This window comes from Yoonia sp. JB2-21 (assembly GCF_055693545.1).
Genome location: NZ_JBVFUC010000005.1, coordinates 91,403 through 114,462, shown reverse-complemented (window position 1 = coordinate 114,462; position 23,060 = coordinate 91,403). Strand labels below are relative to the sequence as shown.

At 54.0% G+C, this 23,060-nt stretch carries 19 protein-coding genes and 1 pseudogene; 8 read left to right on the top strand and 12 right to left on the bottom strand.

Annotated elements, in window-relative coordinates; translation table 11 throughout:
- The first annotated feature begins 88 nt into the window (after positions 1-88).
- The 5 genes from ACZ1G5_RS19755 (at position 89) to ACZ1G5_RS19735 (ending at position 4,654) form a co-directional block, all read left to right on the top strand.
- Positions 89-856, top strand: a complete 768-nt coding sequence (locus ACZ1G5_RS19755) for an IclR family transcriptional regulator (protein WP_472734597.1) — start codon at positions 89-91, stop codon at positions 854-856.
- Positions 857-1,077: 221 nt separating this feature from the next.
- Complete coding sequence (locus ACZ1G5_RS19750) at positions 1,078-1,974, top strand: ABC transporter substrate-binding protein (protein ID WP_472734596.1); 897 nt, start codon at positions 1,078-1,080, stop codon at positions 1,972-1,974.
- A 64-nt stretch (positions 1,975-2,038) separates the two neighbouring features.
- Positions 2,039-3,073: a quaternary amine ABC transporter ATP-binding protein gene (locus tag ACZ1G5_RS19745; RefSeq protein WP_472734595.1), complete on the top strand. Its 1,035-nt coding sequence runs from the start codon at positions 2,039-2,041 to the stop codon at positions 3,071-3,073.
- Positions 3,073-3,774 (top strand): hypothetical protein, encoded by a 702-nt coding sequence (locus ACZ1G5_RS19740; RefSeq protein ID WP_472734594.1) that lies wholly within the window; start codon positions 3,073-3,075, stop codon positions 3,772-3,774. Before ACZ1G5_RS19745 ends, ACZ1G5_RS19740 begins: the two co-directional genes overlap by 1 nt.
- 28 nt (positions 3,775-3,802) lie before the next feature.
- Positions 3,803-4,654 carry an ABC transporter permease gene (locus tag ACZ1G5_RS19735; protein ID WP_472734609.1) on the top strand — a complete coding sequence of 284 codons (852 nt, stop codon included), beginning with the start codon at positions 3,803-3,805 and terminating at the stop codon, positions 4,652-4,654.
- 555 nt (positions 4,655-5,209) lie between these two features.
- On the opposite strand, the gene hisC is transcribed toward ACZ1G5_RS19735, so the two are convergent.
- Positions 5,210-6,313, bottom strand: a complete 1,104-nt coding sequence (gene hisC / locus ACZ1G5_RS19730; RefSeq protein ID WP_472734593.1) for a histidinol-phosphate transaminase — start codon at positions 6,311-6,313, stop codon at positions 5,210-5,212.
- Between the two features lie 688 nt (positions 6,314-7,001).
- Between hisC and ACZ1G5_RS19725 the strand changes: the two genes are divergently transcribed.
- On the top strand, positions 7,002-7,643 hold the full coding sequence (locus tag ACZ1G5_RS19725; protein WP_472734592.1) for a LysE family translocator: 642 nt from the start codon (positions 7,002-7,004) through the stop codon (positions 7,641-7,643).
- Between the two features lie 61 nt (positions 7,644-7,704).
- A complete protein-coding gene (locus tag ACZ1G5_RS19720) occupies positions 7,705-7,977 on the top strand; it encodes a putative quinol monooxygenase (RefSeq protein WP_472734608.1) in 273 nt (90 codons plus the stop codon).
- 309 nt (positions 7,978-8,286) lie between these two features.
- On the opposite strand, the gene ACZ1G5_RS19715 is transcribed toward ACZ1G5_RS19720, so the two are convergent.
- The 3 genes from ACZ1G5_RS19715 to ACZ1G5_RS19705 form a co-directional block, all read right to left on the bottom strand.
- Positions 8,287-9,531, bottom strand: a complete 1,245-nt coding sequence (locus ACZ1G5_RS19715) for an NAD(P)/FAD-dependent oxidoreductase (RefSeq protein WP_472734591.1) — start codon at positions 9,529-9,531, stop codon at positions 8,287-8,289.
- A gap of 1 nt (position 9,532) precedes the next feature.
- Complete coding sequence (locus ACZ1G5_RS19710) at positions 9,533-11,749, bottom strand: TRAP transporter permease (protein WP_472734590.1); 2,217 nt, start codon at positions 11,747-11,749, stop codon at positions 9,533-9,535.
- A gap of 81 nt (positions 11,750-11,830) precedes the next feature.
- Positions 11,831-12,841, bottom strand: a complete 1,011-nt coding sequence (locus tag ACZ1G5_RS19705; RefSeq protein WP_472734589.1) for a TAXI family TRAP transporter solute-binding subunit — start codon at positions 12,839-12,841, stop codon at positions 11,831-11,833.
- A 122-nt stretch (positions 12,842-12,963) separates the two neighbouring features.
- Here ACZ1G5_RS19705 and ACZ1G5_RS19700 point away from each other — a divergent pair, with 122 nt between their 5' ends.
- Positions 12,964-13,911, top strand: a complete 948-nt coding sequence (locus ACZ1G5_RS19700) for a LysR family transcriptional regulator (protein WP_472734588.1) — start codon at positions 12,964-12,966, stop codon at positions 13,909-13,911.
- 21 nt (positions 13,912-13,932) lie between these two features.
- On the opposite strand, the gene ACZ1G5_RS19695 is transcribed toward ACZ1G5_RS19700, so the two are convergent.
- The 8 genes and pseudogenes from ACZ1G5_RS19695 to ACZ1G5_RS19660 form a co-directional block, all read right to left on the bottom strand.
- Positions 13,933-14,631: an HNH endonuclease gene (locus ACZ1G5_RS19695; protein WP_472734587.1), complete on the bottom strand. Its 699-nt coding sequence runs from the start codon at positions 14,629-14,631 to the stop codon at positions 13,933-13,935.
- Positions 14,628-15,995: an AAA family ATPase gene (locus tag ACZ1G5_RS19690; RefSeq protein ID WP_472734586.1), complete on the bottom strand. Its 1,368-nt coding sequence runs from the start codon at positions 15,993-15,995 to the stop codon at positions 14,628-14,630. The genes ACZ1G5_RS19695 and ACZ1G5_RS19690 overlap by 4 nt, the downstream gene beginning before the upstream one ends.
- Before the next feature lie 87 nt (positions 15,996-16,082).
- Entirely contained in the window at positions 16,083-17,309 is a 1,227-nt protein-coding gene (locus ACZ1G5_RS19685) for an argonaute/piwi family protein (RefSeq protein ID WP_472734585.1), read from the bottom strand.
- Positions 17,310-17,503: 194 nt separating this feature from the next.
- Entirely contained in the window at positions 17,504-19,111 is a 1,608-nt protein-coding gene (locus ACZ1G5_RS19680) for an SIR2 family protein (protein ID WP_472734584.1), read from the bottom strand.
- Between the two features lie 128 nt (positions 19,112-19,239).
- A complete protein-coding gene (locus ACZ1G5_RS19675; RefSeq protein WP_472734583.1) occupies positions 19,240-20,631 on the bottom strand; it encodes a Fic family protein in 1,392 nt (463 codons plus the stop codon).
- A 254-nt stretch (positions 20,632-20,885) separates the two neighbouring features.
- Positions 20,886-21,215: pseudogene (locus ACZ1G5_RS19670) on the bottom strand (DUF4172 domain-containing protein); the annotation flags it as partial.
- A gap of 178 nt (positions 21,216-21,393) precedes the next feature.
- Positions 21,394-22,026 (bottom strand): SMC-Scp complex subunit ScpB, encoded by a 633-nt coding sequence (gene scpB, locus ACZ1G5_RS19665; protein ID WP_472734582.1) that lies wholly within the window; start codon positions 22,024-22,026, stop codon positions 21,394-21,396.
- Positions 22,023-22,976: a DUF1403 family protein gene (locus ACZ1G5_RS19660; protein ID WP_472734581.1), complete on the bottom strand. Its 954-nt coding sequence runs from the start codon at positions 22,974-22,976 to the stop codon at positions 22,023-22,025. Before ACZ1G5_RS19660 ends, scpB begins: the two co-directional genes overlap by 4 nt.
- Between the last annotated feature and the right edge of the window lie 84 nt (positions 22,977-23,060).

Sequence of the window (23,060 nt, the reverse complement as noted above, 5' to 3'; positions counted from 1 at the left end):
GTGATCGCCATGGCGCATGGTCACCCTCTGTGCGGTTGATTTCAGACGTGGCCGCGAGTAGCACTATAAACCAACTGAAGGAGCTTGCATGGTCAGAGACGTTCAAAGTTCGATTGTCGAGAAGAGCGTTGTCGTCGTCGACCTTCTCGCTCAAGCGCCAGGCAAACTCAGCCAGACCGAGATCATTGAGCAAAGCGGCATCAACAAATCATCGGTTTACCGCATCCTATCGATCCTGATTGGCCAAGGTCTAGTGACTTTTGACGAACGCGAAAAGCTTTACGCCGTCGGTCCAAAACTCGTCAGCTGGGCGCGTGCAGCGTGGCAAAAGACCGATCTATCGCTCATCGAAGATCAGGATCTGGTCGGTCTCAGTGCGGCCACTGGTCTGAATGTCGCAATCTCTGTTTTGAGCGAGACGACTGTCACGTTCATCCGCACGCGCATTCCAAAACCATATAAATTTGCCATCAAGATCGGCGGCCAGTCAGAACTTCACTGTACCGCCGCAGGCAAAGTGTTCTTAGCATTCATGACGGATACAGAGCAAAGTGCATACTTTGAAACGGCTAAGCTTGAGAAGTTTACCGAGAACACAATCACCGATGAGGACAAGCTCAGGACGGAACTTGCGACGATCCGCAATGATGGGTTTGCCTTTTCCAATCGTGAGGAGTTTTGGCAAGTCCGCGGCATTGCTGCCCCAATCCTTGACTATGATAATCGGATTTTGGCGGCGATGAGCCTTTGGTCGCCAACCCACCATATCTCTTCTGATGACCTGCTTGGCAATGCGCCGATGTTGAAAGAGAGCGCAGCTGAGATTTCGGCCCGTTTTGGGCGCATGATTTCCTAGGCCACCTTACATTCCACACTCTCCCGAATGATGCGCCACGTCGTGCCTTCGATGTGGCGCATTAATCGTGCGTGTTGACAAGTTGGTTATGAGTCGCTCTTTTGTATATTACGAAAAATGATTTTCACATTATGAATCACTAACAGAGGAGTATGAAACCGATGACCTTGAAAGCGCTATGCCTTTCGACAACCGTAATTCTGGGAACCGCGACGTCTGCCATGGCAGAGGATATTGTGATCGGTATCCCGAATTGGCCGTCCGTTAACGCCGTTGGCAATATCATCAAAGTTGTGATCGAGGATAACCTTGGTCTGTCGGTCGAAGTCCAAAACGGTACGAATCCAATCATTTTCGAAGCCATGGACTCTGGCTCCATGCACATTCATCCGGAGGTCTGGATTCCAAACCAGCAGAACCTGCATGACACCTATCTCGTTGACAAAAAAACGGTCATGCGCGGTGGTGGCGAAGGTGTTGAGGCCTTTACAGCCATGTGTGTGCCCACAGCATTTGCCGAAGAGCATGGCATCACCTCCATTGACGATCTGACAGACCCAAGCGTCGCCGCGCTGTTCGACAGCAACGGTGACGGCAAGGGCGAGATTTGGATCGGGGCGACGGGCTGGGCGTCCACCAATATCGAACGGATCCGCGCCAAATCCTATGGCTACGAGGAAACGCTAGAACTGCTCGAAATCGACGATACGCTGGCTTATGCGAACCTTGATGCTGCCATTGAGGCTGGCGAAGGTTGGGTGGGCGTATGCTATACACCCCATTACATGTGGACACTGCATGATGTGACCCCACTCGAAGAACCGCCGCACGACGCTGCCAGATGGAACATCACCCACCCGACGGACGACCCGAATTGGCTTGAAGTGTCGTCAGCTGATGTGCATTGGCCATCTGCCTATCTCTATCCCTACTACGCTGCGTCGCTGGAAGAGGATTTCCCTCAAGTGGCCAGCATGCTGAACGCGATGGATCTCGATCCCGATTCAGTCTCCGCAATGACCTATGAGATCGCAATCCAAGGGGTCGACCCTGCGGAGTTTGCGAGGAAATGGGTCGCGGACAATGAGGACCGTGTCCTGGGTTGGTTGAGCAACTGATCAAGCAAGGGCCATCCGCAATCTTTCGGGTGGCCCTTTCAACTATTCGAAGGGGTCGGGCTCTGTGGACGAAACTGTTGTAGAATTGCGCAATGTCTGGAAGGTCTTTGGTGGCCGCAGCGACGAAGCTATGAAAGCGATCCTTGATCGTGGGCTTGCAAAACCTGAAGTTCTCGAGGAATTCCAGTGCGTCGTCGGCGTTCGGGATGCAACCTTCTCGGTCAAACGCGGCGAGATTTTCTGCATCATGGGTCTGTCCGGCTCGGGAAAATCCACTTTGGTCCGTCATATTAACCGGCTGATTGAACCCACATCAGGCGAAATCGACGTCCTTGGTCAGAATGTGAATGCCATGTCTCCGCCTGAGCTGCGTCGCATGCGTGCTGAACAGATTGGGATGGTGTTCCAGCACATGGCACTGATGCCGCATAAATCTGTCCGCGACAATGTCGCCTACCCGCTCAAAATCCGCGAAATTCCAAAGTCCCGACGCTGGGCCATCTCCGACCATGCGCTCGGGCTGGTTGACCTGACGGGATACAAAGACCGTCTCCCAAGCGAGTTGTCCGGCGGGATGCAACAGCGCGTGGGGATCGCCCGCGCCCTTGCCGCTGACCCCGAAGTCCTGCTGATGGACGAGCCGTTTTCGGCGCTTGACCCATTGATCCGCCTGCAATTGCAGGACCAGTTCAAAGCGCTGGTTGCGCAGCTCAAGAAGACTACGCTGTTTATCACCCATGATCTTGACGAGGCCATCCGTATCGGCGACCGCATCGCAATTATGAAGGACGGTGTTGTCGTGCAGATTGGCACCCCGCACGAGATTGTCGCAAATCCTGTTGACGAATACGTGCGCGAGTTCGCACAAGGCATCTCCAAGCTCAAGCTCGTCCAGGCACATAACATCATGGAACCTTTCGCAAGTTTCGGTGGCAGCCTGAAAGGTGCCAAACGCGCCGCGAGCGAGGTTGATCTTGATCATCTGATCAGCCTCTCTGTCGACAGCGACGCTCCGATCATCATTGAAGCTGACGGCATGGACGTCGGTGTCATCAGCAGGTCGCGCCTTTTGAAAGGCATTCAGGGGAGTGCAGATTAATGACTGATGCCGTTCACACCGAAACCAAGGTTGTTGCCGCAAGCGACATCCAGACAGACCACGAAGAACTGAATGCCTCCATCACGGTTTTCGTCCAAAAGAACCCGGACTACTACATCCGCGCCTTCACCAAAGTCCATGAGGCAACAGGCTGGATGCCCAAAACATTCAACATGGCCTCAGCCCTACTTGGGCCGATTTGGGCGGCTATGCGGGGGGTGTGGGGCCTGTTCTGGGCCGGATTGCTATTGGAAATCCTGGCTTGGGTGCAGGTCGGTCGGGGCCTTTGGGGCGATCTTGGCGGAGAAAGCCTGCGACAAGCTGAAAGCCAACTTGCACGGGCCGAGACATTCCGCGAACGCGCCGCCGAGGCGATCGCAAACGGTGAAGATGGGTCTCGTTTTGAAAAACTTGCCGAGAACATGACGGCCGCTGCGGAGCGCAGCACCGAGATGGCAAATGATGCCGTTGCTGGTGGGGTTGGAATCCTTATCTCCGGTCTTGTGCTTCTTACGCTGATCCGGCTGTGGCAAGGATTCTTTGCCAACAACATCTATGAACATCAGTATGAAGATTGGAAGAATCCAACCAGAAAAGACAGAAAGCGGCGTCAAACCACGCAACGTGGTGCTTGGTTTCGTTCTGCTCTTGTTGGTTTTGCCGCTGACAGTGATCCATTTCACGTTGCCCACATTCATTGATGGTCTTGGCCTTTTCCCTGAAGGCGCAATGGATACGTTTCCGGCAAATCGCTCTCTTTATTCGAGCGTTGCGTCTTACCTTGAGGATCGCATTGATGCCGCGGCGACGGCTTGGTCTGGAGGGTTCGATTCTGTTGTTTTGGCCGTTCGGTGGGTTCTGGATGTTTTGACCATTGGCCTTGTCGGCACGCCTTGGCCGGTTGTTATGCTGATCATTGCCGTAGTTGCCTGGCGTTCTGCCGGCCCCCGTGTGGCGATCTTTGTTGTCGCTGCCATGGCTTACCTCGCGCTTTTGGGCTTCTGGGAGGTCAGCATGGAAACGGTCGCACTTGTTGGAGCTGCGGTGTTTATTTGCGTGTTGTTCGGCATCCCGCTTGGTATCTGGTTTGGCAAATCAAAACGTGCCTATGCCTTCGCTGAACCCGTGCTGGACCTGATGCAGACCTTACCTGCTTTCGTCTACCTGATCCCGATCATCGCGTTCTTTGGTACTGAGAATCCACCCGGCATTCTAGCCACAATAATCTTTGGAATGCCGCCAGTGATCCGGTTGACGGCCCTTGGTATGCGCGGCGTACCAGAAAGCATCAAAGAAGCCGCAGAAGCTTTTGGGGCCAGTAAGGCGCAACTGCTTAAAGATGTTGAAATCCCTTTGGCCCTTCCCTCCATCATGGCTGGCGTGAACCAGACGATCCTCATGTGTCTGTCCATGGTGGTCATCATCTCGCTCATCGGTGGCGGCGGTCTTGGCAAATCCATCCTTGAAGCGCTGCAATATGCTGCGAAAGGCCCAGGCCTCTTAGGTGGCTTTGCAATTCTGTTCTGCGCGATCACGATCGACAGGATTGTCCAGGGTGCTTTCCTTGGAAAGAAGGGGTGACGAAGAGGTCCGGGCATTGGAAATTGCAGCCAATCCGCAACGGGTTCACTCTGCCAGCTATGGCCAAATGAGGCAGTAACCTTCCAGCCTAAATGCCCGCTGACCGCGGCCGCATTGGAGCCTCAGCTGACTGATCATGAGAGCATGTGTGGGACTTCAATAGTTTTCGACCAAATTGGCGAAACTCACTCTGGTCGCAAACTAGAGAACGGTGATTTCAGTCTATCGATTTCCGTGCATCCGTCACCCTCGCCCTCTTGCGGCGGATCACTTTGAGAAGGGTCCATACCATGACAAGGACGGTGGCGACCGCCAGCTCCGCAGATATTGGGCGCGTCAAAAGTTCAGTCGCGTCGCCCCGGCTGATCAAGAGCGCGCGTCTCACGCATTGTTCCGCCATCGGGCCGAGGATCACACCCAGGATGATAGCCGCAAGTGGCACATTGAGTTTTTCCAGGAAGTAGCCGACAGCATCACCAAAAGATCAATAGGCCGACCGTTGATTACATAAACCCCAAGTCACACAACAACCCAGTTAACAATTTGCTCTGCAAGCTAGGTGATATTGTCCAAGGTTTTCAGGAACGCGTCGTTTTGTTCGGCAGTTCCGATGGAGACACGGACCCATCCCAGATACGGCTCCTCGAACCAGCCCTTGGTCAGGACACCGTTTTTTCTGAGCCGCTCGGCGAAGGCATCGCCGTTTTCCCCGCAGTCGAAAAACAGGAAGTTCGTTTGTGACGGTGCGACAGTATAACCGCGGCTGGAAAGCGCAGTTCGTAAACGGGCCCGTTCCGAAACGATTTTGGCCACCGAAATCTCAAGGTGTCCGGTATCCGCAAGGGCGGCCTCTGCGGCAGCGACGGCCGCTCCATTCACCGCAAATGGCGAACGGGCCTTCATCAGCGATCCGCTGATCGAGTTATGGGAGCAAATGGCGTATCCGATACGTGCCCCGGCAAGCCCGTAGGCTTTGGAGAATGTCCGCAAAGAAATCCAGGGAAGGTCTGTCTTACCCAGCTTCGCAACCGCATCGAAACGGTGCGCGGGGTCAATAAAATCAACATAAGCCTCGTCAAAAACGAACAGCGTCTCGGGCGTCAATACCGAAACAATCCTGTCAAAGTCCTCTTCTGAAATCGCAGGCCCCGATGGATTATTTGGGGAAGCGAACATCAACACTTTTGGTCTTCTTGAAAGCGCGCCGAGGATGCCTTCAATCGGGAAGGACCAGTCTTCGTTGTACTGAATCTTTTGCGCCTTCGCACCGCATGCCTGTGCGCCCATTTCATGCGGACCAAAGCTTGGGCATGTGGTGACAATCTGTTCACCGGGGCTCAGAACCGTTGTGTATATAAGAGCAATCAGATCTTCGGACCCGTTGCCTGTGACAATCTGATCTGCCTGCACATTGAAGATGCTTGCAATTGCTGCACGAAGGGTGCTCGTGCCTGCGTCAGGATAGGAAGCCAGTTGTGACATGCTGTCCCGTGCAGCCTTCGTGGCGCGGGGGCTTGGCCCATATGGATTCTCGTTACTGTCAAGTTTGGCAAGACAAGGAACACCATAAACCTCACGGAACCGGTCAATAGCAATCCCCGCGTTGTACGCTGTCTGTTCAACAATCTCTTTGCGAAACAATTCTTCGTAGTCCGTCATAACTTGACTGTCTCCAATATGGCGGCGCTTTATTTTTAGCTTACGCCATGTGTTCCAGTTTTTTTCTACCTAGATCAACTCTTAAAGCGATCGCCAAGCACTTTGAATAGTATGTTGGACTGGATCGTCGCGGATATCCCATTCAATCGAACTGTTCCATAATCAATGGCGCCAAATGCAAAAAATGTGATGCATTCACCTATCAACTACAAAAACGGGCAACGCACTTTAAATTGGGGCAGTGCGGGGGACATTGGCGGATATCTATTGAAGCAGAACTTTGTAAGTCCGCCAACAATCATTGCTGCAATGATCTAGGCTAGGAGGTAACGATAACCGAGAATTATCAAACCACGGTCAACAGCCGACCTTCGCATCGGATGCGGCTAAGGTCGGCAATGAGCCCAACTAGTACCTTGGATTTTCTCGCTGCGAGCGCTCGCAGCAGGAAAAACGCTGCATCTGCTTGGTTCTGGGTGTTGCGACGCAGCGTGGATATCGACCATTCGTTCACGGCGCAGCAAGGATTCAGACGGCAAGGATCAAGTTGCGGGACGAAACCGACTTTCGCTGCAGCTGCACCAATGGCTGCTCTGGATGAATAAGAAGCCAGATCAGGTTTTGTTTGCTTAAAGGCACGTTCTGGAACATTGTGTGAACAAATGAATTTTCAGCAAGGGGCTAAGTCATGCAAGAAATCTCACTTTACCTTCCCGGAATCCTACTCGCATACTCCGCTTTTCTTCTCGCCATAGCCAGCCCCGGACCAAATATCTTGGCTGTCATCGGCACTTCAATGAGCGTTGATCGGCGTTCTGGTATGGCGTTGGCACTGGGTGTTGCGACAGGTTCTTTCACTTGGGCCGTTTTGACAGTGTTTGGTTTGTCCGCCATTCTGGCTACCTACGCCTCGGCACTTTTGGCGATCAAGATTTTTGGCGGTCTCTATTTGCTTTGGCTCGCATACAAGTCCTTCAAATCCGCAGCCTCACGTCATGACATCGAAGCACAAGAACTCGCGGGCGGTCGCCGGACTCCATTCGGTTACTTGAAGCGTGGTTACATCATTCAGATGACAAATCCTAAAGCGGCACTCGCTTGGATTGCGATCATTTCTCTTGGTTTGAAGCAGGGTGCGCCACTGTGGGTAGGGGCTGTGATCGTTGTTGGCACATTTTTACTCTCGGTCGCCATTCACCTGATGTATGCGGTTGCGTTTTCGACACCTGCGATGGTGCGCCTCTATGGCAAGTCGCGGCGTGCTATACAGGGTGTGCTTGGCACATTCTTTGCTTTGGCTGGTTTGCGTCTTCTGACAAGCCGGACGTAAGCACATGGTAAATTAATCCGATCAAGCGGCAGCAAACCTAAATGACGGCTTTGTCGTCGCGATTAATATTGTCGCAAATGACGGCGAGGCCGACGCTGTTGCGGAAATTCTTGAACGTCTGACTGCGCCGACGATGGCAGAGGAAGGTGTGAAATTTTTCATGCCTTACCGGTCCCCGACCAATCCGAATTCGTTCTTTGTTTACGAACTATACGTCAACGCGGCAGGCTGGGATGCACACAACGCATCAGCACACTTTCAAAGCGCAGCCAAAGAGTTGATCCCAATGGTGGCTGTCAGAGAACGCATACCCTTCGTTCCGTATGTCGACTGATTCAGATCGCCGTCGTTAGAGCAGTCATTCGTTCAATGCGCAGCATTGGTATGTTCGGGCTCGGAGCTGCCCAATGCCGGTGCAGCGTGATCGAGGTTGAGGACGATTTGGAACCTGCCGTCTGCCTCCCAGGCTATGTAGCTGAGAAACTGCGACTTCGTTCGATGCGCCGACATTGGCGCATCAATAGCCAGCGTTCAGACAAAACGCCGCGAAGGGGATGCAGAGCCCTTTGTTAAACTATAAAGCGTAGCAACTTCCTCCACGATCGCCGACGCAGGCTACCGCGCCACTGGCTGCGCTCTGTAGTCAAAAACGTTCAGCGCCAAACGGAGAAAGGTCGATATTGTGTCGGCTGTGCGTTGCAATATCAGCCACTATGCGTCCCGTCTTTGGGGCCATCATTAATCCATAGTGACTATGGCCAAACGCTCCGATCAATCCGGGGTGGGCGGCGAATTCCTGAATGACGGGCAGACTGTCAGGAAAGGAGGGGCGCGTTCCCATCCAGGTCTCTGGGGTTTTTCCTTTTAAGCTTGGAACCATCGCTTCGGCGGTTCGTTGCAGCCCCCGGATACGTTTGGGGTTGGGGGCCGTCTCAATCCCTGCAAATTCCGCAATGCCCGCGACACGTAGGCCTGCTTCCATGGAACTGCCGACGGCATGTGCCTGCACATCCATCACCGAGTTATTCAAGGCGACTTCGCAGTCAGGATATGACACATGATATCCCCGTTCAGCGGCCAATGGCAGATTGATACCAAGATCTTTGAGAAGCTTAGCTGACCAAACCCCCGCAGCCAGAACCACCTTGTCAAAGTGATGGGGCCCTGTATCGCCGTTGACTTGCCAGCCTGCATCATGGGGCTTGAGGTCTTGCACCGTCATACGCAGCACATGCCCGCCAAGCCGTTCAATCTTTTCGGCAAGCACTGTCCCGATCTTGCCAGGGTCGCGCGCACGCGCTTGTCCCTTGATCAAGACTGCCGCTTCGAAATCATGCGCTAAAGCCGGTTCCAAATTACGCAGGTCGGCGGCGCTGATACGTTCCAAATCCGCGCCTTTCAGAACGCGCATCTGGTGCCCAAGTGCCTGCAAGTCCGCCTTGGCCCCATCGCGATATGCATGCACATACATGGCATCTGCTATCAGGCCCTCGTGGCCGGTGCCGATAAGCAGATGCCGGTATAGCGCTACCGCATCCCCGCAGAGGATTTGCATGGCGTCGGAATTGGCCTGTGCCCGATCTATCTGACTTTCTTTCAAGAACCGCGCCAACCACGGAATATAAGACGGGCCGTGCCGCAAGGAAACACCTGCGGGCCCGTCCGGGCGCAGCAGCATGCCCGGGATTTCTTTCCAGATGCCGGGCATCGCTTGTGGCACAACTGACCAAGGTGAAATGATGCCCGCATTGCCAAAGGATGTTGCTTGTCCCGGTGCATCCCGATCAATCAAAGTAACCTTCTGCCCGACTTCCAGCAGGGCCAATGCCGCGCAGATCCCCACGATGCCACCGCCGACAATACCAACATGTTGCGCGTCATTGCCCATGTTAAGCCGCCGCTGCTGCGGTCCTGCGACGGGCCAGAACCTGCAGGATGATCGCGGGACTCGCGATGATCAAAGCGGCCAGATCCGCAGATAGCGACGGTGCGATGAACACCAGCCCGGCAATCGCGCACAGGATGCGGTTGATGGCGCCCATCGGGGCAAGCCAGTAGCCGACGACTGCCGCAGACAGCGCGACAACGCCTGCGATGCAACTTGTGGCGGAATAGGTGAACTCCCACAGATCAAAGCCTGTTGAGGACACAAACAACAGTACTGGCGCATAGACAAAGGCCATGGGGGCGACGATTTTGCCAAGGCCAAGCGTGAATGCAGAAATGCCCGTCTTGAACGGGGGCGAATTCGCAATTGCCGCCGCCGCATAGGCCGAGGTGCAGACGGGCGGTGTAATCTCGGCCACCACACCGTAATACAGCACGAATAAGTGGCTTGCGATGGGCGGTACGCCTAACTGAGCGAGTGCTGGCTGTGCGACAGACACCAGCATGATATAGAGCGCCGTCGTTGGAATACCCGCGCCCATCAAGATACAAGCCACTGCGATAAAGATCAGCGATAAGAACAGTTGCAGATCCTCAACGGCAAACAGCGCGAACTCTCCGAAGCTGAACAAGGCGTAGATGTCATTGGCAAGATTGCCCGCGCCTTGTGTCACCATGAACCCGATGCGGAACCCGATACCCGTCGTGTTGATCACACCGACCACGATGCCCACGGCGGCAGAGGCAGCACCGACCGCTAGCGCGTATTTCACACCAAGCTCAACCGATTCCGACATCTCGGGTAACAGCACGCGTTTCTGCGGGTTCAGGGTTGCGACGGCGGTGCCCGATAGCAAGATCAAGGCCGTGAGCGGCTCAAACCCGCCACCCATAAATTTCCAGACCACAAATGCCCCAAAGGCTAAGGCGTAGATCAGCGTTGGTGGCTCTTTGAGGCGGGACATGCCCGCGACAACTGCCAGAGAGATGCCGCAGAAGGCGGACATAAAAGGCGTGTAGCCGCTGAACAGCACCCAAAGCAGACCGATCAGCGGGATGATATTTGCCCAACCCTCGCGCCAGACATTGGCCAGCAAAGGAAGCTGTTCTTTGGCCAACCCTTTCAGGCCCAACTTGCGGGCCATCAGGTGGACGACGGTGAACACGCCAACATAGTGCAATAGGGCCGGGAAAATCGCAGCGATCACAATGGTGGTATAGGGCAGTTCCAAAAACTCGGCCATGATAAAGGCCGCAGCCCCCATGATTGGCGGTGTGATCTGGCCACCAGCGGATGCGGCAGCCTCAACCCCACCAGCGAAATGGCCAGGGTAGCCCAGGCGTTTCATGTTGGGGATTGTCAGCGCACCGGTCGACACCGTGTTGGCCACGGAGGAGCCCGAGATCGTGCCAAAGAAGGCCGAAGACACGACAGACACTTTTGCGGGCCCGCCCGTGTAGCGCCCGGCAAGGATCGTGGCGTTGTCGATGAAGAGTTTTCCAAGACCCGTCCGCTGCGCGATCACGCCGAACAGGACGAAGTGGAACACGATGGTCGAGACAACCCAAAGGGTGACGCCAAAGATGCCTTCCTGTGGGAAATACATTGACGACACAAACGTGCGGAACTTGACGCCCGGGTGCTGCAAAAGACCCGAGAAATAGGGACCAGCGAGCGCATAAATAATGAAAAGCGATATAATCGCAGGCAACACCCATCCCAGCGTGCGACGGGCGATGTCGAGCACCAGAACAATGATAACCACACCAAAAAACATATCGTAGTTGTTGGGGTTGCCCATGCGGAAGGTCTGCTCCTCGATGCCAAGCATCGGGATACCGCGCCATGCGAGACCCACATAAAGCGCAGAAGCCGCGCCAAGTATCATCAGGATCACGTCCAAGAAAGGGACACCGCCCATATGCATGATGCCGGTTTTTAGGTCAAAACTGGTTTTGGTTTTGATCACCGGGTAGAACGCATAGGTCAGAATAAACAAGCCCGACAAGTGCCACCCCATGTGCCAGTGGTCCGCAGGCAAACCGAACCCAGCTGTAACGTAATGGTAGATGGCGAAGACAATGGCGACCGCGCGCAAGGCCAAACCAGTCCTATGACCAACAGGGCGTGTCGCTGCCGCTTCGTCGTATTTTTCTTCGATGGCTGCCAGTTCTTCGGCGGTCAGCTCTAACACATCTTTATTGGCTGTCTCGCTCATCGCAGCGCCCCAATTCGGTCATCAGAATATTGAAAAAAATGGGGCAACACCGCGTGGCGCTGCCCCAGCTCAGGGAGGTCGTTATTCCATCAACCCTGCTTCGCGGTAGAACCGTTCAGCACCCGGATGAAGCGGCACACCCAAGGCTGCGATGCCATCAAGGGCAGTGTCTGGTGTGATCTGCCTGCCTTTGGCATGGCCGTTGTCCAGCAAACGACGGGTATTTTCGTTCCACATCGCGGCAGTGATACCGTATACCAACTCGTCACTGAGGTCTGACGAGACCACCAACAATGCCGAAACAGCAGGCGTCTTTACCGCCTCATCAACACCTTCATACACGCCGCCTGGAATTTCAGAAGGGATGTAGGCGGGGATGATCTCGTTGATCTTTGCAAGGTCTTCATCGCTGAACGAATGCAGCGACATTCCCTTGGTGGATGACAACTGGACCATCGCTGCGACAGGCCAGCCTGCGGCATAGAAATAAGCATCAATCTGACCGTCAGCCAAACGCTCTGCCGACTGGCTGTTGTTCAGCTCTGCCTCATCCATGTTGTCGCGGGTCACGCCCCAAGCTTCGAGCATTTGCAACACGGCAACTTGTGTGCCGGAGCCTGCTTGGGCGATGCCAACACGTTTGCCTTCCAGGTCAGCAAGGCTGCCAATGCTGGAACCGGCGGGCATCACCAGATGCAAGTCCTCAGGGAACAGGTTGGCAACGATGCGCAGGTTCGGGTGTGGCTTGCCTTCAAACTTCCCCTCACCCAAATACATGGATCGCGTCACATCGGCGGCGGCAAGACCGGCTTCCAATTCACCGTTTTGCACAGCGGCATTGTTGAATACAGAGGCCGTCGTGGATTGCGCAATCGCGATCAGGCCGGGCACACCACATTGGCCACCCTCGTCGCAGGCCCGGCTGCCCGGAGGCGATGAAATTCCATTGGCAATCGTGCCGCCGATCGGAAAATAGGTGCCGCCTGCGCCGCCTGTTCCGATCCGGAAAAATGTAGGATCTTGTGCAGCAGCTGGTGCCGCGGCAAGTGTCGCTACGACAAGCGCGCCAGACAGTGTTTTAAGAAGTGTCATTTGTTTCTCCCGGGTTGTTGCAGATCACGTGCCTGCGATTTGAATGTACCGATGCTAGCGGGAAAATTCATAAATACCAATTTGAAGTTGTTTGGCATTCATAAGGATGATTTATATATTGTATGAATCTGCACCATCTCTCGGTTTTTCGTGAAGTCATGAAAACAGGCTCAATGTCGGAGGCAGCCCATAATCTGGGGCGCACGCAACCTGCCGTAAGCCTCGCGCTGAAGAGCCTTGAGGTGTCGTTGGGCATCACCCTTTTTGACAGAGATACACGCAACCTGAAACCCGTTCCCGAAGCGTATTACCTTCTGGCCGAAGCGGATAGTATGCTCAGCCAAATGTCCCAGTTGCAACGCACGATGAAGCGGATGCAGGTCGGTGACGAAGGCGAAGTTCAACTGGCGGTCATGCCAGGCGTGTCAACGGTTTTATTTCCGGAATTCCTCAGCTCATTCGCTGAAAACCGCCCTGATATCAGTTTGTCATTGCATACGCGTAGCTCCACGCAACTGCGCGAACTTGTCAGCAGCCAGGGCGTCGATTTTGGGTTCGGGGATTATGACGAAGACCACAGTCGCACCCTGCAAACCCACATCACAAAGATCTCTGGAAACAGCTTTGTTGCGCTTCCTGTTAGCCACCCCTTTTCTGATCGCGATACTGTGCCTTTGCATATGCTCCATGATCAGACCCTGGGCAGTATGCAGCCCGATCACCGATTTGAGCTTCGCTTGCAGGCAGCACTCGCCAAGGCAGAGGTGAAGACGAACGTGCGTTTTCGCAGCCAAACCGTTCTTCCCTTGCTTAAATTTGTCGCAGCCAGTCAGTGCTGCGCAATTGTTGATCCGCTTACCGTCTCCAGCGCCAAACTGATCGGTATGACCGAAGATGATGTCGTATTTCGCCGGTTGGATCATCCCATACGATACGAGTACGCTATTCTTGTACCAAAGTTGCGCCGCTTATCTGCGTTGTCCCGCCACTTGGCCTCAGATTGGGAAACACATCTCATCAAAACACTGACGGATTTGAAAGCTGACCCAATCCGCGAACTCATTAAGTAGCGCTTCGATGCGATCCCATTGTCAGCCAACGCCCGGGCGTCTACCCGCCTCGATGCTATATCGCGTTGCTAAGTCATAGTCGTCAAAGTGGCTAATTACCCGCTGTTGATCACAAGCCGTCCAATTGCCTGGCGGGCGGGCGCTAAAGACCGCGGAGACCGGATCGGTGGCAATAATTTCTGCGTGTGTCCACTTAAGCTCAAAAAAATGGGCCGCATCGAGATAAGGGTGAAGTGGTTGAGTTTGGACTTGATTCGGAAATGCATTTCCTTTCCCGGTGTTACAGTCACGACAGCAGGGCACGAGGTTGGTTGGCACAATCGAGTAGTGTGGGAAATTTGCCTTTGGCAGATAGTGATCAAGTGTTTTTGCGTGACCAATCCCGCCGCAAAAGGGACACTTGCCGTTGGCGGCAACAAGAATAGCGTCATAGGTCTCACGGGCAGGCCCCGATGGGCCGACCAAGTGCTTGGAATACAAATCCATCAATTGTCGCTTAGTCAATGTGCCAGCAACAACCTGATGAGGCTGTCCGTTGGGTACCCGTGGCAATTGACACCATGATGTTGCGGCAGACGCAGTTTCATAATCCAAAGCACCTTGCGCGAGGACTTGTTGATTGGCTGTGTAGCGCGCCTGGGTCATGACGTCGGTAACGTTCGCAATGCAATTTGTCAGCAGATCTGTTGGATCTACCTGAGGACGGCTCATGGACTTCATTGTAGTGCTGCGCCTTGATCTCTCGCGGCGATCATTGCCCTTAGGACGGCCTTGGCTTCAAACCCCAATGCTCCTCCAAACTCCGCAACAATGTTGTCGTAAGCCAGTCCAGTGTTCACAGCGTCAGCAAGAACAGTGTGATAGCCCGATTTGATGACTTCTAAGCCAAACACCTCGCGTGTGAGAATGCCCACATTCTCTCCAAACGTCTCCAAACTTGGTCGCGCAAGAGAGATCGCCAACCGCGACCGCGTCAACTTCCAAACGCATGCGGCAGGAATTTCTTGCAGGACGACCGGCGAGTGTGTGGCAACGATTGCTACACCATTTCGATCAAACAGAAGCTCGCTCAGTGCACGCGTGAAAGCCGATAGCAAAGGCGGATGAAGATGACTTTCCGGCTCATCAAGCAAAACAAGGGTCTTCTCTTCTACTTTTTCGACCAATTTAGTTATCGTGAGCAGAACTATCGCATGACCAGAACTCATCCTGTTCAGCAATGATGTGGCTTCAGTTGAAAGCGCTATTCCGGTCAAATCGGCGAGACCCATGAGCCCCATCTCGGAAAAGTTGTCGTCTGACTCCAAGGTCTGGATTGCCTTTAGCCAGCGTTGCCGCTTCCCCGCGTTTTGCATGCAGTTGGAAAGACCTTGAATGCACTCGCGTTGAAGATCACCGAGGGACTTGAGAAGAGTGCCAGTGTCATCCTGGATATCTTTCAGGCCAACATAGGAATATCGCGGGCCCTTCTCTGGATCCGATTGCTCCGGTGGTGGTTGAAACGGATCAAACGCACTGAAGGATATCGACAACAAGCCGCTAAAGAAGTCGGAAGCTATGGGGCGGTTGCCAAGAAACGATGATGTAACAAATTGGCCAAGTGAGCCCTCGGGTTCAGTTATTGCACCAATCATTCCATTGAGAAGGGTCGTCTTGCCGACCCCGTTGCGGCCTATAACTGCGTGGATGTTGGTCGTTGGCTTTGAACTTGCCAAGACTTCGAAGGAGGCCTCCAATCCAGCAAATTTCTCTTCCTGTTGACGTACAAACAAAAACTTGAAGTCAGTGACCGGCACGCCACCCTCGAGGACACGTTTGAACTGACCGGTAATGGAAGCCATGCTGACATCGCGCAGTAGAGATGTTTTCAGGACATTCTCACCAGATGCGCGCTCAAGGTTGCTTGGGTCAAGTACGATGTCGCGTAGGGCTGTCAGAAGCGCATTGCGAAAAGTCTCTGAGCAGTTAGTCCCTAAGGTTTGATAGAAGTCGACGTCAGTACCAACTGAAAAGTAGGAATCGGTCAGCGCCTCAAACTGCGGTGGAAATGTTGAATGCGTTGAAACGTCTTCGGTTTGACCCACAAATCCAATTTTGATGTTACCTAGTTCATGGTGAGTTCCGTTCTCATCAAATGGATTATCTCCTATTCGTACCGCAAAAGCTGGTTGCTACATGAAAAAGCGGAACTGATAGGGCGCGGTGCCTAGACCACTCATACGTTTCACGACGCGGGCAAGCACCTTTGCATATCCCATTGTTACCGGCAGGTGATCGTAGAGTGCGTCATTGTTCCAGTTCATTTTTGATAGTGCGAGTGCAGATTGTGCCGTTTCATCCCAAGGACCATGACCTGCGTGACGCACCAATTTGATAGGCCGCGGCGTACCTTTGCCTCCCTGAAAGTATGCATTCTTGTCGTTGATCCCGGCTACATTGCCGTGCATCCAGAGCAAAGACTCACGTGGCCCCAAGCCTATCAGGGAACCACGTTCGACCGGATATGCCGCAGGATTGCCCTTACGGTTGCCGCCTCTTGGCGGATCAATTTTTGCAGCGCGCCACGCCACGTCTTCGACAATCTGGACAAGATCAACCGCTTCGCAAAGGTGGAGCGCTTCCATGCAGCCTTGGACTTCTTCTGGCTTAAACTCGGTCGATTTGTGGACAACGCCGCGTCGGGGCACCCGCCCGGAATGTCGTCGCTGATACAACCCAAGCGAACGTGTCATCACTCGAAACATCTCGTTCCGCGAAAGATAAGGGTTGTCGCGTTGCACTTCGACTTCGTTTGCATCGTAGGCAACGAATTCGAGGCCAGCACCATCGCCATCAAAAACCTGGCTGCAGCACGTCACAAATCGCGGTTTGTCGGATACCATAGGACGAACGGCATAAGAAATGCCGATGTAAGCGGTGTCGGGATCAGAGTCCGCGAGTTTCCAAGGAACGCCTCCCGCTTTGGCATAAAGTGCCAATCCAATACGCCACATAACACTGGCCTTATGCCTGTATGCCAATGCCCGATCTTCACGAACGAGCTGGAGTGGCAATCGACGCGCTGCACTTGCCGCTTTGAGGTGATCGTGAAGGTCAAAATCTTCGCCCTCGCCCCCCGTAAAGCCCTCAGACCATGACGCCGGGACATAAAGGAAAATCACATCAAACTGCTGACGCATTGCGTCTAAGCTTTGCAATGCTCGCGTTAGCCTTGATGACAACACCACGTGAGGTGAGTTCGACTGCGCCATGTCCTTGCCCAGCTCGTCATCCAACTGGATATGGCACCCTTGCGCAGCCGCACGCATATGCACGTTGAAAACACGACTGAACCCTGGCCAAGGAGGCAAGTAGTCCTTGCGTTCGGTCGCGTCGAATTGACCGTTGAGTTCTTTCATAAAATCATAAAGCTTCTGGCTTCCACCTGCAGGTGCAATGGTCGCGACTCGGATGGGATCCGGTATCAAGCCTGCTGAATACGGTCCGTACCGCAGCAGGCCCTTGAGAGGATGTATCTCAACGTCTGAGAGGTGTTCGGGGTGAAACTGAAGTCGCGGCTCCGGATACCACAGATGTTGGGAAATCTCGCTGGTCATACCTGGGCCCTCTTCGAACACGCGGTGGCGAGGCCCAGTACAAATGCGGCATCCACACCGGTTGATGCATTCACGGCACGTAATTCTCGCCCTTCTGAGGACAGCAGGTCACTCCAAAACGAGATCAGATCATTGAGTTGTCGATTGTAGCGCCGCACACTGCGCTCCCGAGCAAAATCCGTTGTGCTGCCTCGGTTTTCATCAGTGACGCCGGTAAAAATCGTACGTGGCTCAAACAGCAGCCACAGCTTGTCGTCGGCCCAGTCCAAACGCGTGGCTATGCCTTCTGACCAGCTGATTTCTGGATGACCCGGAACAGTTCCAGACAAATAGCCCACCATCTTTCTTAGAGGTAACCATTTTTGTTCCTTCACGTCAGAGGGCGACAGCAAGTCTGTGTTTCGGCGACGGATAAGACTGAGATGATGTTCGCGAGAAAGCGCTTCTGACAGTGCCTGCTTTAGCAATCCGCGCTCATGGCTATCGTAGCGCAACCGTCGTTTTTCAATTTCATGAAGGTCAAACTCATTGATGTTGCAATTTGATAGGGCGGCGCGAACGTCATTGTCATCCCCAAAGGCAAGTACGCCTTTCGCCGAGCGTGTGGCCAGAACATTGACGCCGGCGCGTTGAATGGCATCTGAAACCTCGCGAAATCCACCAATGTCGCATACGACCCGGCGACAGATCGTTGGCAGAGTTTCAATTTGCAGACCATTCAATCGAATTACCGGATAGCTGGCACGGCCCCGCGCTCGCGGCGGCGGCGATACAATTGCCCGTTCTGCGGCAAACTGGTCAAGGACGGTCGTGTCAAGGTCCGGCATGAGGCGAATGAGATCGCGCAACGTTTCATCAAAGTTGTCGATACGCACCAAACCGCCATCTACGCCCTTCTTGCTTGCTTTCTCTAGAAACGCGCTGACACGATCAAGTGGCAGGCTGTCGCCGCGATGTAACCAGAACAACCCTCCAGGAAATGGTGATTTGTGTTCGAGCGCTTCTTCCAACGCATCCATTATTGAGTCATCTCGGCCACTGTATCCGGCAAGTATCAAACCCGACCGGTTGCAAGCGCCTACGAAAAGATCCCGCAGCGTCGCATCTTGCTGGCGTAGCTCGTCACCTGTGTTCTTGAGCCGACGCGAACGAAAATCACCATGCAGCTTGATTTCTGCAGGCCAACGTTCTTCATTTAGAGTTTGCCGGCCAAGCTCCGGTGCATCAAGCGCAACTGTTGTAAGGGCCCCTGTACCCTCAAAAACGCGCGCACATGCATCTGCGACAAGGGGGTCGAAATTCGTTGACCAGGATAGTCGTGTGTGTCCCGCCTTCATCAAGGTGGCCAAAGCCAGATGACCGTATGATGGCTTGGCCCCTTTGATCTTGGCATCGATATATGCGCGGCGATCGGCTTCACTTGGATAAACGGCTTCAAACAGCGCTGCATATTCCTCGGGTGAGTCTATTTCAGGAAAGTCGCCCTGACTTTCAATGAAAGATTGGATAGTGCGCCGAACGGCCGGATTTGACAGATCGGAAACGCTCTTGAGAGACACCTGACGTTGGCTCACATAGAGTCGCTGCTTGAAGTCCCAGATCATATTCCATGCGGTCGGAATCCCAGCAGCCGCTGATGCGCCAGCCCCAAGCAGCCACATCAGACCACCTGGTCGCATCGAAAACCGCCGCGCAAAGTCATCACCAGCGATTGTTGCAAAAGAATGATCTGTCATGATGATGCCCACTGGGATTGCCATTCTGCAAATTCAGACGGACGGACTTGATATCGCGCAAAGTTTCCCACGTGCAGGCCGAGCAACTCTTCTTCGACGACTTGAACAAAGGTATTTTTGTCGCTTTCTGAGACATTGTTCGACGCATACAACTTGATCGCGCTAATGGCAGCACCACGACCGATCTTATCACGAATGATCGACGCGACGCTTTCGCGGATTTCTGTTCTATACTTGAGGCGAAACGGATCGGGTTCCCCCAATGATTGCCTTACAGCCGCAAACTGCGCCACGGATCGCTCATAGGCCCAAAAGAACACGTCTTTCAGGAGGGCAACGTCATTGAGCTCGTAAACACCCAATATTGCTTCTGTATAGGCCCGTTGGGGCACATCGGAAAAAGCCAAGGGTACAAAGTTTCCCTTGATTATCGGAATGTTGGCTGCCAATCGTGAAACGCGTTTGTTAACGTCATCGAAGGGTTGCAAATAGGGAAAATGGACCATCGCAAAGAAGGCTTGTTCGAACGGATCTTCAATTTGTGATGCCTTCGACAAAACTTCACCGAAGCATTCTTCGATTAACTGTGGCGTTTCTAGGGGATGGAATGCCGAGCTTTCGATGCCAACGGCAATGTATCTCAGGCGACCAGATGCAGTTGGATCAGCAAGTAAGTTGTTTGACAGAAGTGCATGCAGGTTCATGAGTGTGAAGCTGTTGAATGCGACGTCATCAACGGCATTAATTAAGAACTCAATCGCATCTTTGTGGTTGAGGATCATTTGTGCTTCGATATGATCCCGTCCATCAGCTTCTTCGCCAAATTCGATCAATCGCTTTGTATCGAGCAGCGAATATGTATTCCCTTCCAACCGGCTTGAGTTCCAAGCGAGATCAATCAGCAGCCGATTTAGGATGTGCTTTGCATAGGTTCCAGCGGGCTGCGTTCCCGCAGGTGACTTGCCCTGGTCATCAAGCTGTTTGCGCTCAGCCGATGTAAGGTAAAATGTTTGGTTGGGTTGGTATGACTCCAAATATTCTCGATTGTATCCGACTGGTTTTCGGCCTGCTACGGGCTGCGCAACATAGGCACGAACGATTTTCCCTTCTGCTGATAACCTGATTACGTCAGCATAATCATCGCCGGACGTTTCTGCTGTGGCATCTGGGGTATCTTTTGAGACAGGCAGGTATTTGACCCAACGACGATCTCCAGTGCTCTTTAGTTGGCCACTGGTGACCAGCTGTTGAAGTCGATACTGAAGTGTTCTGCGTGGCACTTGTTCTATCAGTGCCTTCTCAATGTCCGCTGCGGTAATGCCGTTAGGATGGGCTGCGACGATGTTGAGCAGCTCAGTCAGCGCTTCTGGTGGGACCTTTTTAACCATCTTTTTCTTTCTTGCGCATAGGCTATATACGCAAGTATGGGCATTCTATACGCAACTTTCAAGTCTATGCGCAATTACAACGTCTATGCGCAATTATCGTTGCGCATAGAATGAGTTTACTCTCACACAATCAAACAATGCGGGAGCTTCCATACCTCAAGACGTGACGGATAGCTTTATGACATTTTGGCTGTCTGGATGGCGATGCGGAGTAGATGGTTCGCCAGTCGTCAAATTCAAGGCAACGGCCGGTGAGCATAGGTCGAATAGACATCGACCATCATCTCAGCCACCCCCTGCTCTCTGGGCTTAGTCGGATAGCTTTCAGGCGACAGTCCAAGCTGACGACGCAGCAAGGACTGCACGCTTTGCCTATAAAGTACCTCGCCTTCAATGGCGCTGGTTTTCATGGCTTCATCGCTCAGCAAGTCCATGCGCAGTTGATCGCGCTCAGACAGACTGACAAGGTAAACGGCAACCAGAATTTCACCCGACGACAGCAAGAAACGCAACTCAAACGGTGCCAGTGCTGCCACATCATACCGAAAATTCGGCCAGCCAAGTATCTGCCAGTTCCATACCATGAGTTATAGAGGCCCTTTCTATAACTCACAAAGCGGGCATTTTCGAGCTATAGAAGTCAATCCTATACCTCGATGATGTGCAAATACACGTAAACTTTGCTGTGCATTTGCACGAATAGTCTGCTCACATCTCCGACCGATTAAAAGTCAAAGCACGACCAATTGAAAGCGATGAGCCTCAGACCTGCGCTGTCCGCGCCGCTTTATCCGCGTTTTCAACAGCCAAATCCAACTCGGGCAAGTCCCGCAATGTCTGCAAATCAAACGTCATCAAAAACGTCTCTGTTGTGACAAACGTATGCGGGGCGCCCGGCCTCGGCGACCTGGGCCCCGATGCAATCAGATCTTTGACCCGCAAACGCGCCAGCAGATCGCGGCTCACATCTTTGCCGAAAATATCCTTGAGTCCTGCACGGTCGATTGGCTGGTGATAGGCTATGGCGCAGAGCACGCCCATCTCCATCTCGCTGAACGCGAGGGTCTGATCGCCAAAGTCAGCGGCCGCCTTAACGGCATCGGCAAACTGGACCTTTGTCCGGAACATCCAGCCGCCGGCGGTTTGGGCCAGTTCGTAGGGTCGACCCGTCAGTTCCCCCTGAATATCCTCAATTAGCATCTCGACCGAGGCCCCCTGCCCCACCACACGCGCGAGGTCTTCGCGGCTGACCGGCGACGCACTGGCAAAGAGCACCGCTTCGATCCGCCACATCCATTCGCGCCAGCGCAGTTCCTGTGGCAGATCGTCTAGCTCAAGGTCGAAGACGGCGCTGTCCTGATTTGCTGGTTTCTGTTTCTTCGTCGCGGCCGTCATAGGGCTATCCCATAGAGCCGGAAGGTCGATCGCCCGGTGAGTTCCTGCGCCACGCCAAGCTCCACCAGTCGGTCGCAGAACCGCCGCGCCGCACGGTCAGTCATCGGGATTGCGGTCCCGTGGATCATTGGGGACAGCATCGTTGAGGGCGCCACGGCATCCTCAGACAGGAACAGTGCGACGGCCGCGTCCGATCCCTTGGCCCGCAATTTTGGGGCCGCGGTTCGCAACGCTGCACCGCGTTGTGCCAGGTCCTGCGCATGGCGGACCGCCTCTTCCATCGATTGCAGAATGCACTGCTGGACCTTCAGCTCGCCTCCAGGGAAGTTTTCGACCAAGTCTCGCAGCGCCACCTTTGTCAGCCGCTGCGCCGAAACCGGCAACGCCTGCTTCCAGTTCAGAACCCGCGCCAGGACGATATCCGAGACCAGGCAAGCGACCCGTTCTGCCCGGTCGTCGGCCTCGAGCACGGCGCCCAAGACGGCCACGCAGCCCGCCAACGGCCCATGGCTCCGGGCGCGCTCCAATCCGGCATCGATCCAGACGCCCACCTCGCCCGCGAAGTGAGCACCGACCAGTTCCGCAATCTCGCCGATCCCGCTTACACGTAAGCGCACCGCCTCCCGCCAGAACGCCAGCAGATCGCCATCCGGCCCTCGCGCCTCGCCTGAATGTGTCAGGTGGTAGGCGTCGCGAATATCAGCTTCTCGCGCCAACCGTCCTTCCAGTTTCGAAGTGGCTGTCGCTGCCTTCAATGCAAGACGGTTGGCCAGCAGTTTGACCGGTACGCCATGAGACGGGTCGCTTACCAACTGATCAAGGACTGTCAGGGCAGCACCGGACCGAAAAGCCACAGTTTCAAGGGTTTCTGCACGTTCTGAGGTGACCCAAGACGGTAGCTTCGGTAGAGTATTTAAGTCTTGAGAGAGTGCAGCAGGCTGATAGTTCATGCTGGAACACTATCTGGCCACGGCGCTTTAATCCAGAAAATATCACTTTAACCGCCCCACCCTGCGGTTCTTTTCTATGTCCAA